Here is a 15,296-nt window from a genome sequence, read left to right as displayed (position 1 = left end):
GTAACCCTACTCGTTCAGTTATGAAAACCGACTAACTTCCAGAAGGTAACAACCTAGATAGGCGTTTTCGCATTTATCGTGAAACGCTTTCGCGTTTTTCGTGCGCCGCTTCAGTGGATGACATGGAACGTGCTAAGAAGTTTTATGGAGAGGTATTCGGATGGTCATTTCAAGATTGGAGTGAGTATGCAGGAATGCCATACTTTGGAGCAGTGACCGGTGATGAAAATGAGCCTGGAATCAACGGTGCCTTGATGCAGCGCCAAAGTGCTCCGCCTGTAACAAACCAGGCTATAAATGGATATGCCTGTACAATGGGAGTAGAAGAGTACGATTCAACGGAAACGAAAATTATTGAGAATGGCGGCAAGGTTGTAATGCCAAAATACGCCCTGCCTGGCATGGCCTGGCAGGGATACTATGTGGATACCGAAGGAAATGTCTTTGGAATTCATCAACCAGATGCCAACGCAAAATAGACCAAGGGTAGAACATGAGGACGGTTTTAGTGGCTTTTTTGGACAAGGAAAAGTGAATAAAAAAGGCATGAGCACCGTCCCTGTGGCATTCCCGTTAGGCGAGTTTAAAAATGATATAGAATACACAAAACACGGTTAGTAGAAAAACGAAAATGAGATAGATTACCATGCTCCGTCTAAATGTAGAGAGAGAAATGCCGGAAGCTTGTGTATAATGGGAAGCTGTTAAGCCGGACAAAATGCCCATGATAACAAACCACGGCTCATAAAATAAAAGACTCCATAACGCCAGGCTTTGTACATCAAGTGAAATCCAGCCAGTGAAATGAATGGTAATGACATCTGCTAGAAGAAGGGTTTTTGTAATGATTCCACTGATTCCATGTGCAAGTAAATAAGCAGTACAGGAAAGGGTAGGGATTAATATAATGAGACGGTGGATATGTCTTCCGCCAATTAACGGCACCCATGTCGGGACCACTCGTCCCCATGGCTTGACAAGGGCAATTAAAATGAACCCACAGGTCATGATTAAGACGCCTGCAACATAACTTGCCATGTACATTCCTTTAGGATCCTCTAGCTGCCCCGGGAGACCTAAAGTTCCACCTGCAGCTTGATAAAATCGGACGAAAACGGCATACATGACTGCCCAAAGGCAACCGAGGTAAGCTGGCCATACCGCTTTCTTTGTCAATTTTTCAAAGGCATTCAGCCTTTCCGTTAGATCTTCCACTTTGTTTGTTTTTTCGTTCATGGTCACATAATCCTCCTCTTTTTAACCTCGTTCACACCTGGAACATCGGCCACGCCGACGATAATAGTAGGCGATCGCAGCCAGCCCGAGAGCCACTCCCCATGGCACCCAAAAAATCATCGGTCCCATAGTACCCCAGCCCTGACTGAGTATGATATTGTCCACCGCCACGAGTTGAAGTGCCAAGGCGAATATCCCAAATGTAAAGACAAAACCTGCTGCGGTTACAGCAATGGCAACAATAGAAGCAGGAATCACTGCAAGCAGGATGGGAACTCTTTTGCCGCCAATGAACGGGAACCAGTGAGGAAAGACTTCCCCCCATTTTTGGACTAAACCAAGTGTAAGGATCCCCCCACCTATACAAACAGATCCAAAAACCCATTCCGTCACTTGCGCCATCGGATTTGCGCTCGAGAAATCCTTAAGGAATTGCGGATCAACCCCTAATGGGATATCGAGTGCCCACGCGAAACGAACGAGGGCATAGGGAACAGGCGCCAGGGCTGCGATAACGGTTAATAAACGCCCCCAACGTACCAAGAAAAAGGGTTTTTTGTCCTTATTACGCCCGCAATATTCACATGCATGACGAGTTTTTCTTTGGTAGATAACAGCGGTCATCATCCAAAGAAGCGCGCCAATAATGCAAAAAATTTGATTCATCATTTGCCAGTTAAAGTCGAATTTAAATAAAAAAGCGTATGCCATGGCTGCAATTAACTTGGTATCAGGAACAAAGAGGAGCAGCGCAACAGAGAAACCCCATGAATAGGCTATAGCAAACCACCGAGAAAATGCCTTAAATTGTGGCTTTTGCATGAAAAGACCTATTCCAATGCCCATGAGACATAGAGTGACGAAAACAATAGAGCCAACTTCTGCTGGAAGATGGGTAACTATTGCTGCGAACAATCCCATACCTTCATTTTTAAAAGGATATCCAGCTCCACCTAATAACCAATAAAGATGTAATGTTCCATACAGCGCCGACCATAACATAGCAGCATAACCAATCCATGCGGGCCAACGATACCCGCTTTTATCCTCTTTATTCCGTAATAACGATGTGAAATTCAACGTAATCATCCTTTCTTTTTTTTCAATAGAAATAACCTCACTTTCATCCTAATCAGTAAAGGTTAAAATGAAGGTGAGGTTTCGTTTAATTTTTGTTTAATTGTTGGTTTTCTTATTCCGGTTATTAATTTTCGTACAGATATATTTGTGTACCCTTTGACGAACTTGTTATTTCCCATCCTAATTGCATTTCCTGTAGCATGAGTGACACGATGGAGAGGCCGATGCCGGCTCCCTTTTTGTCGGTTGTTACATCCAAGCCGGGGCCTCTGTCTTCAATCAGAATGGCTGTTTTCCCGTCATAATCCACGATTCGGACACTGACATACAATCCCGAGTTAGCGTGTCTCACCACGTTTTGGTAAAGATTGTCCAGGATGCGCATGAACCAATGGGGATCGATAGTCCAGATCAAAGCTTTTTCGGGCAGACTAACATCTACTTTAAAGCCTTTTTTTTCAAATACAGGATACCATCCTGCCATTGATTCACGAATGAACCGTATAATATCTATTTCTTTTCTTTGCAATGTGTATTTTCGCGCCGATAATAGCGTGTAGGATAGGAGATTTTCTAGTAGATGGCTTAAGAGATCTACCTTGTTTTCAATTAAATGAAGCGAATCTTTCCCTTTGGGAGATAAAGGTTCTGCTTGTAATGAATAGGCATGCCAGCGAATGGCGGTGAGAGGTGTCCGTAAATCATGGGATATATTAGCAATCAACTGTTTGCGCAGTGCTTCTTCTTCTTGTTCATGTTGCCTGCTTTTTGTCAGTTCATCGATCATATAATTAAACGCTTTGCCTAATTCACTGATTTCGTCTTTTTTATTGACAATGATTTTTTCAGGAATCCCGTTTTCCTTTGTTTCCGTCATGGCGGTTTGAAGGTGAACAAGTCGTTTACGGATCTTGAAGAAAAATAACCAGGAGACAAATAAAAAGAGACCAAATACGAGAAAAGCATATATCGCCAAAAACTTGTCATCTATAAAGGACAGGGTCGGAAGTTTTGAAACTGAAGGTGGTATTTGGAAAACCATAAAACCGTTGCTCTGGCCTTTGCCAATATGTGACACAAAGGTAATGGGATCACCATCGCTTTGATTCATAAACTCAATACTGTTCTCTAAGGTCCATTGAGCCGGAATATTCTTTTGTTTGGAAAGTACTAGTTTGGTTTTTCCTGCTCCATCCACCCAGAACATCGAAGCGAGCGGATATTGTTCTTTTAATGTGTGGAGCTTCTTATCTACCTGTTCTGGATTGGCTCCGTCCAGCTTTGCCGCTTCATAATGCCACATTTGCTTTAAAATGTTCGTATCAACATACTGAGCTTTTTGTTGAAGTTCCTCGTCCAGAAGATAGGACGGTATGAAATAGGCAGGTAAAACAAACGGCCATAGGATAAGTGCTACCATAATGATCAGTAAATATCTCGCCAACAGAGAATGTCGAAATCTCATTGTTTCACCCTATATCCGATTCCCCGAATCGTTTCAATAATTTGCGGTTGGCTCGGATTCTCCTCTATTTTTTCACGTAAATGGCGAATATGTACCATCAACGTTTTATCCCCCGCTATATAGGGGTATTCCCATACCGCTTCGTAGATTTGTTCCTTTGTAAGAATCTGGTTCGGATGACGAAGCAAATAAGTGAAAATTTGAAATTGCTTTGCCGTTAGGACGATTTCACGATTCGATCTTGTATCGACAATGCGATTTTGGTCTAAATAAATGCTAAGATGTGAAAGTTGAATGAGCGGTGGTGACATCTTTCCGAGCCGTCTTAACAGCACTTCCACACGTGCCGCCAACTCCTCGGGATGAAAAGGTTTCGTCACATAATCGTCGGCAAAATGAAGGCCTTGCAATTTATCGTCAATAGAGGTTCTAGCAGAAAGCATAAGAATTGGTATCAGCGGATATTCTTTTTTTAACCGCTGGCCGATGGAGAATCCGTCCAGTCCAGGAAGCATGATGTCAAGGATGACTAGGTCGATGCCCTCCATGTGATCGGGCGCGCCATCCCCCGAGGTCAGCCAGGTCACATGATAGCCCCGACCAGTTAAATCTTCGCTGACCCAAGTGCCGATTTCCTTATCGTCTTCAATGTATAAAAGTTTATTTATCATTTTCCCCACCCAATGGATTTTTTTAAAAAAGGATCAAATAGAGATGCTAACCTCATCCGTCCCAAATAAAGAAATTTTCCTTTTGAAAAATATTCGTCAATCTATCCTATTAGTAATCCATTCCACGCTTAAGTGGATTTTCCTTCTTCGGACTTACTAGCTCTCTTATATCCTATATTGGGTTTTTGAGGAAAAAAGTCGAGCGAATTTCGACATTCTTTTTTTTAATTTCCTGGGGAAAATCAAATGCTAGAAAGACTTTCCTTGTTTTAATCAAATGTTTAATTGAAAGAGAAATTTAGGTGTTCTTGTCGAAGAATAAAGAATTAGCCAAAATGGGCTGTTATTCGCCATGATTTTCGAATGAAAGGAGAGGATTCACCCCTATTTTCGACAGCGTTTTCTATTGTTTTATGGGGTCATCCCTTTATTCATGGGCTTAGCTGTCGTTTTAATCAAACATTTGATTAGTTTATTTTTTACTAATCAATCATTTGATTAAAAATGCTAATAACCATTGGTACAATGGACTTTATTTACTAAGACTGCTGAAAAATTTGTTGGAAATTGAATGATGAGATCTTTTTATATTTTCTTTTTTGAAAATCCCGTCATGACAAAACACGTAATGAACGCAACGGTTGTCACGATCATTGCGAATAATATTCCAAATGCCCTCATAAATGTATCTTCACCTGGATAGGACGGCTTAAGAGTTACAAACATATAAATGAAAATAATCGTTAAGAAAATATAAAAACTGCTGCCAACGACGCCCATTTTCAAACGATTTCTTCTTGTTCCTTGCCATGCATTATTGATTAATACCCATAAAAAGATGCTCCCGATTACTGCCAAGAACATCACTAGTAAATGGATATATGGAATCATGAAATGCATGAACACATAAAGAACAAGACACGTCGAAAAAAATAGAAAGCCATTCAAGAAAAAAAGGAATATTCCCGATACCCAATGGTTTTGGAACCATTTTATGCTTCTTAGATACTTTACTAGCTTGTTGGTATCACCAAATGTACTTATGATGGGATTCTTTAGGAACATCACAAGTATTACACCAATAAGTCCAAATAATAAAAACGAAGACATACCATTTCCCCCTTAAACCTTTGATCCTGTCTCTAATTTTGGAAAAACTATGTTTATTTCATTAATTCGGCAATAAGATCGGAACTGCCGGGCATCAATAAAATCAGCGACGAAACAATGAATAGAATTCCAATAACAAACAGGAATATGACTATTTTAACTGAAAGAGATACGTCTTTTTTTAGTGCACCCGCGATAAGAAGAACAACTCCAATAAAGAGTAATAGTAAATAGTAAAAGCCCACGCAATCACCTCATTGATTTATTGAACAGACACTTTTGAAAATAGGCTCACTTTAGTTCAACGCCCAGGAGAGGGACCTCGATGTACCGTTAGCTAACGTGCATAGAACTATTATGTATATAGTTATTCTATGTATAAGGATAAACAAAGATAACATAAAAGTAAACACTTTTGTATAAATGTTACTTTAATTTCGAGGGTATGAACTAACAGCATTATTTTGGAAATGGTTGAAAGCATTACGGTTGTTGAGATCAATGAAGAAGTGATTCACTTGTTTAATCAAAAGTATTACTTCAATTCAAAATGACGGGTGTTATTTGTAATAAGAAGTTAGAAATAAAAATTCAAGGGAACTTATAAAATAGGCACTTTTAAAGTGGATTCACTGAGGGAAGGACCCGTCTACTTTGATGTTTGAGTGAATATTTAGCCCAAACCCCGATGTAGAAACGGCCTACGTAGGTGTTTGGGGAATTTTTAAGCTCAAATGCCGATGTAGAAGCTGTCTACGTAGGGGTTTCGTGAATTTTTAAGCCCAAACCCTGATGTAGAAGTGGTCTACGTAGGGGTTTCGTGAATTTTTAAGCCCAAATCCCGATGTAGAATCACTCTACGTCGCACTTTCCTCCAACTATGTAGTAAAGCGAGCGGGAGTTACAGAATCATTTATGAATAACTACAGGAGTACCAATCGAAACTCTAGATGATAAATCGAGGACATCATGGTTAAACATTCTAATACATCCATGTGAGACATTTTTACCGATGGATGCTGGATTATTGGTTCCGTGTATTCCGTAATGCGGTTTAGACAAGCCCATCCATAGCACTCCAAAAGGTCCGCCTGGATTAGGTTGTTTATTGATGATCGTGTAAGTCCCAGGAGGTGAAGGGGTCAATATTTTTCCAACTGCAATAGGATAAGTTTTTATTAGCCTATTTCCATCAAACAGTTTTAATTGATGCTTCGCCGTCGAGACGTTAATCCATTGTGCCATGAAAACAACTCCCATTTTTTGAATAGTGTATGAAATAAAATAGGTATTTGTGATACACAAGTAATGAAAAAGGGAGTTAAAAGGCTTAATGAACAAATCCTTTCACCAAAGCCTTTAATTTTCTTTCATAACGGTTCCATCACGCCATATAAAAAAACACATGACAAGAAAAAAGTCATGCGTTTTTTGCGACTCAATGCTGCCGTTCCATTATGATCTTCTCTTGTTTCGCTAATCCCTTTCCAGGCATAAATAAAGTCACAAGTATGGCGATGATCACTAAAATGACTGTAAACATGTATGCATCACTCGTTCCAAGTATCGAGGAATCAATCAATAGCTGAGATTTTGAATGAACGTGTCCGGAATGGATTAACTCAACGGCATGACTTTTCGTTCTGGTTGTCATAATAGTGACCACTAGTGCGATTCCAATCGAACCGGCTACTTGGCGGACGGTGTTGGATACGGCTGAACCGTGGGAATGCAGGTGTTTCGGAAGGGCATTCAGTCCGGCAGTCGTAATAGGCATCGTAATGAAAGACATGCCAATCCGCAAGATGATGGTCCGAATCATCAGATAGTTATAAGTGGTTGTTTCAGTTAAATCGGTAACCCCCCATGATGCGGCGATAATAAAGACTAGACCGATTATCGCCAGCGGTTTTACGCCGAATTTATCGAATAAACGGCCGGATACAGGAGACATGAGAGCATTGATTAAGGCACCAGGCAGTAACAATAATCCCGTTTCAAGGACTGTATATCCTCTGCTTGACTGTAGGTAGATAGGTAGTAAAATCATATCCGCATACATGACCATCGTCACCAAAATATTCACGATGGTTGTCATCGTGAACACTCTGTCTTTGAAGACTTGTAAATTTAACAGAGGATCGTTTGAAGTCAGCTGACGCCTGCAGAATAGTAGTAGAAAAAGAACACCGACAGCTAGGCAGGTCAACACCAATGCGCTTCCCCAGCCTTTATCACCTGCATTACTAAACCCATAAAGTACCGCGCCAAACCCTATGGTGGAGAGAATAATACTGTTGATATCAAGTTTTGGTTTGGATGTTTCTGATACATTGACTAGATATTTAAATGCTAAAGCAATTACGATGGCGACAAGCGGGAACATGCCGATAAATAACCATCGCCATGAAAAATGCTCGATAATGAATCCTGCCAAGGTCGGCCCAATCGCTGGTGCGAAAATCATTACGAGTCCGAGCATTCCCATTGCCGTTCCCCGGTTTTCCGCAGGAAACACTACAAGGGTTACCATCATCAAAAGAGGCATAATAATACCTGCACCTGCAGCTTGAATCAGCCGGCCTGTTAATAATAGAGCGAAGTTCGGGGCAATGGCGTTGAGGAAAGTGCCCGCCAACAGTAAAACCATCGAACTGATAAAAAGCTGCCTTGTTGTAAAGCGCTGCATTAAAAAGGCTGTTACCGGAATTAAAATCCCATTCACCAGCATAAAACCTGTTGACAGCCATTGAATGGTTGTGGCAGAAACCTCAAATTCTTTCATCAAATCTGGTAAAGCCACATTTAGTATCGTTTGATTCAGAACAGATAGAAATGAACCTAATAGTAAGATGAAAAGAAGAAGCCCTTTTTTTATTGGTTGATTCATAATTGATTCATGTTCCTTTCATATTTTACTTAATTGACATTGAGTCTATTAATTGATAACGTGTCAATGAATAAAATACTATCATGAGAATAAGGATAAATGCCATTTACACTTTTAAGTTAAGTGTCAACTAATTGACACATAGATAAATGTATGTCGAGAAAGTCAGGAATTATAGACGAAGGGCTGATAAGATGTCTAAGAAAGAAAAGTTGAAGGTGGATCCTCGAATCAAACGAACAAAGAAAATGTTTAAGGAAGCGATTGTTTCATTGATTCAAGAAAATGTGGATATAGGCAAATTAACGGTCCAAAATATTGCTGACCGAGCCGAATTAAACAGAGCAACTTTCTACTTACACTATCATGATATCAATGATCTAATGGAACAGATGATAGATGAAGTATTTGAAGATTTGAATAAGACGATGAAATCTCCGCCAGGGGCTCATCAGACATTGAAAGGATCTCAAACACCACCTGCTAGGCTGGTCTCTCTTCTTGAGCATTTTTATCGTAACGCCAAGCTCTACAATGTGATGCTCGAAAATAAGGATTTCCGCAAAAGGGTGTTCGGGATATTGTTAGATATCGTCACAATTTCGGAAGAGAATAGAAAAGAGAAAGGGAAGTCGTTCCAATTGCCCAAAGAGATTCTAGTTTCCTCGTCCCTTGGCATCATAACGTGGTGGATACAAGAAGGGACGCCATACAGCCCGAGTTACTTAGCAGAGCTTATCATACATAGGTTCAACTATTGAAATGGTTAAATATAGGTACCTTAGGAAAGGAAATTCATAATTTTTAAAAGGAATAAAAAATTTAATTGGCACTCTAGCCGCCGGAAGGTTTATAGTATTTTTATATACTTTAAATCGTCTGGAGGAAGAACATGATTGCGCAAAAATATAAGAACATGTTAGCGGGGAAATCGGTCATCCGGGAGCTGTCTGAGTTTGCCGCAGAACGCGGGAAAGAAATCGGATATGAGAATGTATTTGATTATAGTTTAGGAAATCCGTCCGTTCCTGTTCCAAAAGAATTTACTCAGGTAATGATGGATCTCCTGTCCAGTAAAAGTCCCGCAGAGCTCCACGGATACAGTCCAAGTTTAGGCATACCATCGGTCAGGAAAAAAATTGCTCACTCATTGAACCGGCGGTTTGATATGAATTATACGGAAAACCACATTTTTATGACGACAGGGGCTGCCGGTGCGATCGCTCATGCCGTACGCTGCGTAACGGAACCTGGAGACGAAGTGCTGACATTTGCTCCATTTTTCCCTGAATATCATCCATATATTGATTTAACAGGGGCCGTACTGAAAGTGGTTCCTCCCAATACAGAAGATTCTCAGATTAACTTTACTTTATTTGAAGAAATGCTTTCGGAGAAGGTGGCTGCCGTATTAATTAATTCTCCCAACAATCCATCGGGGGTTGTTTATTCTGCAGAGACCATTCAAAAACTGGCCGAGCTTCTTCGTATAAAGGAGCAGGAATACGGGCACGAAATTTTTATTATTTCCGATGAACCTTACAGAGAGATTTTATTTGAAGGGGCAGATTCCATTTATGTGTCTAATTATTATGACAACACACTGTCCTGTTACTCCTATTCTAAATCTCTTTCACTGCCGGGCGAACGGATTGGCTATATTGCAGTAAATCCTTCGTGCGTAGATTCAGACTTGATTGTCAGCATGTGCGGACAGATTTCCAGAGGCATCGGCCACAACTGCCCGCCTTCCCTGATTCAGCTTGCTGTGGCGGAAGTGGTGGATATGACGGCCGATATGTCTGTCTATGAAACCAATATGAACTTACTTTATGACAAATTAATCGAATTGGGATTTTCCGTTGTAAAACCCGACGGAACCTTTTATATTTTTCCAAAGGCACTGGAGGAAGATGCCAATGTCTTCTGCAAGAAGGCCTTAAAATATGATTTGATTCTGGTCCCAGGTGACACGTTCGGATGTCCGGGCTATTTCCGAATGGCTTATTGCATTGACACTGAAAAAGTGGAACGCTCCCTGCAAGCATTGGAAAAATTCGTAATGACTGAGTACGGAGAATAGAGAACAAAAAAATGCTTCAGCCAGCTGAAGCATTTTTTCATTGAGTCTTATTAAAGGGGACCCATTTAAAACGCAAAACGTAATACCATTAAGGAAAGGATTCCAGCTACAACAGTACCTAATAAACTGCGTGTTACAATGGCTATAATAAAAGCAGGTAACGCGGCGATTAGTTCAAGATTATTTTGCAAAGGTGCCAGTCTTCCGTTGGGCAGCAGCAATTCTTGCCCCACTAATGCTGCCATAACAGCAATGGGGACGTAGCTCAACCAGCGCATGGCCCATTCTGGCAGTTCAACACGACTTAAGATAGCAATGGGGAGCACTCTTGGAATGAAAGTTACAAGGGCTGAGCCTAAGATAATTAAAAAAATGGACCATCTTACTTCCATTTTTCCACCACCATTCCAAGGCTAGCGGCAATGATTGTCGCCACAATAATACCCACACTTCCGGATGTCACTAAACTTACCCCTACAACAATGGCAACAGCACTAAGTGCAACAAGAATATCTTTCATCAATTTTCTTCGGCTGGCCAATTGTAGGACAAGAAGGCCAATAAACATTCCCGGCAATGCAAAATCAAGACCGAATTTTTCCGGATCCGAAATCCATTCTCCGAAAAAGGCTCCTGCAATATTGGCAATGAACCAATTTAAATAAGCAGTTATATTTAGGCCATACATCCATTTTTCGCTGAGCCATTTCTTGCTTGCTGCTTCGTTCATTGCTACACCAAATGTTTCATCTGTAAGTAAGGAACCGATTAATACATTCTTGAAGGGTGTAAGATGACGGAAATACGGCGATATTGCCGCACTCATTAAAAGATGGCGCAGGTTAACAAAGAAAATAGTAAAGATAATCGCCAGAGTGGGACTGTTAGCCCCAATCATCGCGGCAGCAATAAATTGACCAGAACCTGCGTATAAAAGCAAGGATATTAGTCCAATTTCAACAATCGAAAGTCCTGCTGTTTTTTCCACAACTCCTGCCGCAAATCCAATACTTAAGTAACCAAGTACAGTGGGCAGGCAATCCCGTACACCGGCAAGGAAGCTGCTTTCTTCCCGCAAAAAGGTGTTCTCACTTATGTTCATTCTCCCTCACCCACTTTTTCAGAGTAATTTGTATATAAATTAACATTACCATCCTCATTGTATGGCTTCAATGATATAATTGTATGCAATACAATTTTCCGAGGAGGGTGTTATATGCCAGTTAATTCATTTGAAAATTATCCTATGACGTGGAAGCCGGATAAAACACAGCTTGTCCCTCCATTATATCGGTCAATTGCTAGCTTGCTGGAATATGATATTCTCAATGGCTTTCTCGCACCCAATACGAGACTTCCCTCCTCAACGGGAATTAGCAGATTATCTCGATATTAACCTCAGCACTGTTACTAGGGCATTTAAAATATGCGAAGTGAAAGGGTTAATCTATGCTGTTACCGGAAGGGGAACCTTTGTTACTCCCAATATAAAAAATGCTATTTTCATGGCAGACAGTGAAGAGAATAAGAATTATATAGAGATGGGAATCATCAAGCCCCTTGACAGCTCAACCCCATTTGTCGCCAAAGCGATTAAAAGCATTGCCTCCAAAGATTATTTGGAAAATTTATTAGATTACAGACACCCGTTGGGAATGCCTTATCATCGAATGGCAGCTAAAAAGTGGATGCAATGTTTTAACATGGATGTACCTATTGAAAATATTGCGATCACTTCAGGAGGGCAAAATTCGTTTTCGCTGATTCTGATGGCCTTGTTTCATCCAGGAGATAAAATAGCGGTGGATATATATACGTATCCAAATTTTATTGAACTGGCAAAAATGTTGAATATCCAATTAATCCCTATAGAGGGGGATGAGTCAGGCATCAAGCCTGATAGATTAGATGCTGTCTGCAGAACAAATCCATTGCAGGGAATTTATTTGAGTCCTTCCTGCAATAATCCTACTGCTGTCACAATGAATATGAATCGCAGAAAGGAAATAGCAGAGATCATCAATAAACATGGGCTTATCTTAATAGAGGATGATGTATACTCTTTCCTGGCACCAAATGGCTATTTCCCAATTTCCCATTTTGTGCGGGACAGGTTTGTTTATATCCTTAGTATTGCTAAATCACTCAGCTCTGGTATTCGGGTTGCATTTATTGCTTATGCCAATCAGTTTGTTGAAAAAATTACGTATGGAATTTTCAATCTCAACGTAAAAACATCTGCATTAAATGCAGAAATTATAACAGAGTTAATTAATACAGGGGATGCAGAACAAATCATTAAGAAAAAGAGGGAAATGTCACAAGAACGGAACCGGATTTATGAGAAATATTTTCAAATCGATCATTCAAGCGAAAATCCTATTAGTTTTTTTCGCTGGTTACCATTGCATAAGGAATGGCAGCTCAACCAGTTTGAGCATATTGCTTTAACTCGGGGTATCCTTGTATATCATTCACATCGTTTCTTGGTCAAAAAAGCTGAATCTCCCCAATTCGTTCGTATTTCACTAACATCGCCTAAGGACTCCGATGAATTGGAGAAAGGCCTTAGCATCCTAAAAGATTTCTGCTAGAGAGATTGTATTTTGAATTGGTTACAGGTAAGGTAATCTTAATGTGCAAGACTTCACAACAAGATTAGAGGGTGGAAATTTGTATAAATTAGTGGCAATCGATGTAGATGGTACGCTGTTTAATGATCGGAAAGAAATCACGAAGGAAGTAAATGAGGCAATTCAAGCCGCAAAAGGAAACGGTGTAAAGATCGTTATTACTACCGGGAGGCCAATAGTCGGGGCTCAGCCTATTATTGAGGAATTGAAATTAACGGATGAAGATGAATATGTGATTACCTTTAATGGTGCACTTGTGCAAAATACCCATACGAATGAAGTTGTTTCTGAAATTTCCTTATCATATCAAGATTTAAAGGTGCTGTATGGATTGAGTTTACAGCTTGATTCACCGATGCATTTTTTTGATTCGAAAAATGTCTATACACCGAATAAAGACATTAGCCCTTACACTGTTCATGAATCTCATCTCAATCAAATTCCTCTTCATTATCGGACGATTGAGGAAATACCCGAAGATTTTTTGCTCCCAAAGGTTATGTTTATTGATGAACCAGAACGTTTAGATAAAATCATTGATGCTATACCAAATTCCTTCAAGGAAAACTATACGATGGTCAAAAGCACCCCTTTCTTTTTAGAAATCCTTCACCCAAGCGTCAGTAAAGGGAATGCAGTTAAACAACTTGCAGAGAAACTAGGCATTAAACGGGAAGAAGTGATTTGCATCGGTGATGGTGAAAATGATTTAAGTATGGTGGAATATGCAGGCTGCGGCGTAGCAATGGGGAATGCAGTTCCAAGTGTAAAAGCGGCTGCTGAGTTTGAAACATTTTCTAATAATGAAAACGGAGTAGCATATGCCATCGAAAAATTGATATTAAACAAATAATAGAAACTCATATAAGGAGTAATCAATCTGTTAAAGAATAAGCCGAAAATAGACAAGATTTTATTCATCTTTATATATTTCCGGCTTATTTACATGATAGGAATTATAACCTATCTGTTTTTAGTTATTTACCCCAAACACTCTCAGCAATCGTAATCGCGTGTCTGATCTTGTTCCATTGATCCTCTTCGGTTAAATTGTTTCCTTCCTCCGTACTGGCGAATCCGCATTGAGGGCTTAAGGCTAAGTTTCCTAAAGGAATAGATTGACTTGCTTCTTTAATTCTTTCTTTAATCGTTTCTGGATCTTCCAGTTCCGGGAATTTAGATGTGATTAACCCTAGTACAACTGTTTGATCGGCTCGATTAAAGCTTTTTAATGGTTCAAAATCGCCTGAACGCCCGTCATCATATTCCAGGAAGAGTCCATCAACATGTAAATTAGCAAAGATGGCATCAGATATCTGATCGTATCCGCCGCTTGTGATATAGGTTGAACGGAAGTTTCCACGGCAAATATGCATCGTGATGATCATGTCTTCCGGTTTCTTCGAAATGGCTTCATTTAAACAGCGGACTCTTGTATCGATGATATCCGTAACATCCATGTTGAATTTTTCAACGACAGCTTTGATTCGTTCTTCCGAAACAAAATCAATCCACGACGTATCATCGAGTTGTAAATAACGGCACCCTGCATTATAGAATGCTTGAATCGCTTTTTGGTACGCTGCTACTGTATCATGATAGAACTGCTCGCTGTTCCCTTGGTAATATTCATCACCTTGAATTCTTGTAAATAACATATTAGGGCTTGGAATCGAGAACTTAGCCACTTGACTGCCATCGCCATAGCGGTCGACTGCTTGTTTTAAGAATTTGAAGTGTTCTAACATATAATGATCATTGAAGTCTACTTTACCTGTCACTTTAATGGCCTTATTTTTTGTTTTGGCCCCTTGGAAGTTACTAATATATTCCGTTTCAAACTCTTCGACGCCTTCTAAGCCTGCTAGGAAATCCAAGTGCCACCATGCACGTCTAAACTCGCCATCTGTAATCGATTTAAGGCCAACTTCAATTTGTTTTTGGACAAGTTTCTCAATTTCTTGATCCTCTATCGCCTTTAGGGCATCTTTATCGATTTCCCCATTTGCATAAGCCTTTCTTGCTTCTCTGATTGGTTCTGTTCTTAGAAAACTGCCGACATGATCGGCTTTAAATGGAGCTTTCACAGCTGTTTTTGTCATGAAGAATTCCTTCTTTCGTAAAAAAT

General features: G+C 40.1%; 17 protein-coding genes. 6 read left to right on the top strand and 11 right to left on the bottom strand.

The window, feature by feature from the left end:
* Positions 1-113 precede the first annotated feature (113 nt).
* Positions 114-479, top strand: coding sequence for a VOC family protein (locus ACO1D1_RS07445; RefSeq protein WP_423335447.1), 366 nt, complete (start codon positions 114-116; stop codon positions 477-479).
* A gap of 94 nt (positions 480-573) precedes the next feature.
* On the opposite strand, the gene ACO1D1_RS07440 is transcribed toward ACO1D1_RS07445, so the two are convergent.
* From ACO1D1_RS07440 to ACO1D1_RS07405, 8 genes are all read right to left on the bottom strand, one after another.
* Entirely contained in the window at positions 574-1,236 is a 663-nt protein-coding gene (locus tag ACO1D1_RS07440) for a DUF3995 domain-containing protein (RefSeq protein ID WP_149868420.1), read from the bottom strand.
* Positions 1,237-1,257: 21 nt separating this feature from the next.
* Positions 1,258-2,325: a hypothetical protein gene (locus ACO1D1_RS07435; protein WP_423335446.1), complete on the bottom strand. Its 1,068-nt coding sequence runs from the start codon at positions 2,323-2,325 to the stop codon at positions 1,258-1,260.
* Between the two features lie 115 nt (positions 2,326-2,440).
* Positions 2,441-3,781, bottom strand: a complete 1,341-nt coding sequence (locus ACO1D1_RS07430) for a sensor histidine kinase (protein ID WP_149868422.1) — start codon at positions 3,779-3,781, stop codon at positions 2,441-2,443.
* Positions 3,778-4,452, bottom strand: coding sequence for a response regulator transcription factor (locus tag ACO1D1_RS07425; RefSeq protein WP_149868423.1), 675 nt, complete (start codon positions 4,450-4,452; stop codon positions 3,778-3,780). The genes ACO1D1_RS07430 and ACO1D1_RS07425 overlap by 4 nt, the downstream gene beginning before the upstream one ends.
* A gap of 585 nt (positions 4,453-5,037) precedes the next feature.
* Complete coding sequence (locus tag ACO1D1_RS07420) at positions 5,038-5,562, bottom strand: hypothetical protein (RefSeq protein WP_149868424.1); 525 nt, start codon at positions 5,560-5,562, stop codon at positions 5,038-5,040.
* A gap of 53 nt (positions 5,563-5,615) precedes the next feature.
* Positions 5,616-5,807, bottom strand: a complete 192-nt coding sequence (locus ACO1D1_RS07415; RefSeq protein WP_149868425.1) for a hypothetical protein — start codon at positions 5,805-5,807, stop codon at positions 5,616-5,618.
* A 664-nt stretch (positions 5,808-6,471) separates the two neighbouring features.
* Positions 6,472-6,807: a L,D-transpeptidase gene (locus ACO1D1_RS07410; RefSeq protein ID WP_149868426.1), complete on the bottom strand. Its 336-nt coding sequence runs from the start codon at positions 6,805-6,807 to the stop codon at positions 6,472-6,474.
* 193 nt (positions 6,808-7,000) lie between these two features.
* Positions 7,001-8,452: a DHA2 family efflux MFS transporter permease subunit gene (locus ACO1D1_RS07405; protein ID WP_149868427.1), complete on the bottom strand. Its 1,452-nt coding sequence runs from the start codon at positions 8,450-8,452 to the stop codon at positions 7,001-7,003.
* Positions 8,453-8,646: 194 nt separating this feature from the next.
* Between ACO1D1_RS07405 and ACO1D1_RS07400 the strand changes: the two genes are divergently transcribed.
* The gene (locus tag ACO1D1_RS07400; RefSeq protein ID WP_149868428.1) at positions 8,647-9,213 is read left to right on the top strand and encodes a TetR/AcrR family transcriptional regulator; all 567 of its coding nucleotides are present in this window, start codon (positions 8,647-8,649) and stop codon (positions 9,211-9,213) included.
* A 131-nt stretch (positions 9,214-9,344) separates the two neighbouring features.
* A complete protein-coding gene (locus tag ACO1D1_RS07395; RefSeq protein WP_149868429.1) occupies positions 9,345-10,535 on the top strand; it encodes a pyridoxal phosphate-dependent aminotransferase in 1,191 nt (396 codons plus the stop codon).
* A gap of 65 nt (positions 10,536-10,600) precedes the next feature.
* On the opposite strand, the gene ACO1D1_RS07390 is transcribed toward ACO1D1_RS07395, so the two are convergent.
* Both ACO1D1_RS07390 and ACO1D1_RS07385 read right to left on the bottom strand, forming a co-directional pair.
* Positions 10,601-10,927 (bottom strand): AzlD domain-containing protein, encoded by a 327-nt coding sequence (locus ACO1D1_RS07390; protein WP_149868430.1) that lies wholly within the window; start codon positions 10,925-10,927, stop codon positions 10,601-10,603.
* The gene (locus tag ACO1D1_RS07385) at positions 10,918-11,637 is read right to left on the bottom strand and encodes an AzlC family ABC transporter permease (RefSeq protein WP_149868431.1); all 720 of its coding nucleotides are present in this window, start codon (positions 11,635-11,637) and stop codon (positions 10,918-10,920) included. Before ACO1D1_RS07385 ends, ACO1D1_RS07390 begins: the two co-directional genes overlap by 10 nt.
* A gap of 114 nt (positions 11,638-11,751) precedes the next feature.
* Here ACO1D1_RS07385 and ACO1D1_RS07380 point away from each other — a divergent pair, with 114 nt between their 5' ends.
* The 3 genes from ACO1D1_RS07380 (at position 11,752) to yidA (ending at position 14,021) form a co-directional block, all read left to right on the top strand.
* Positions 11,752-11,931, top strand: coding sequence for a hypothetical protein (locus ACO1D1_RS07380; RefSeq protein WP_423335445.1), 180 nt, complete (start codon positions 11,752-11,754; stop codon positions 11,929-11,931).
* Positions 11,932-12,040: 109 nt separating this feature from the next.
* On the top strand, positions 12,041-13,129 hold the full coding sequence (locus ACO1D1_RS07375; protein ID WP_423335444.1) for a PLP-dependent aminotransferase family protein: 1,089 nt from the start codon (positions 12,041-12,043) through the stop codon (positions 13,127-13,129).
* 79 nt (positions 13,130-13,208) lie between these two features.
* The gene (gene yidA / locus ACO1D1_RS07370; RefSeq protein WP_149868433.1) at positions 13,209-14,021 is read left to right on the top strand and encodes a sugar-phosphatase; all 813 of its coding nucleotides are present in this window, start codon (positions 13,209-13,211) and stop codon (positions 14,019-14,021) included.
* Positions 14,022-14,145: 124 nt separating this feature from the next.
* Here yidA and ACO1D1_RS07365 read toward each other — a convergent pair whose 3' ends face one another.
* Complete coding sequence (locus ACO1D1_RS07365) at positions 14,146-15,270, bottom strand: 5-methyltetrahydropteroyltriglutamate--homocysteine S-methyltransferase (RefSeq protein ID WP_149868434.1); 1,125 nt, start codon at positions 15,268-15,270, stop codon at positions 14,146-14,148.
* Positions 15,271-15,296: the final 26 nt, after the last annotated feature.

Origin of the sequence: Neobacillus sp. 19 (assembly GCF_049463095.1) — a bacterium.
Classification (GTDB): Bacteria; Bacillota; Bacilli; order Bacillales; family Cytobacillaceae; genus Neobacillus.
The sequence above is the reverse complement of the archived record's forward strand: the minus strand, read 5'-3'. Positions and strand labels throughout refer to the sequence as shown.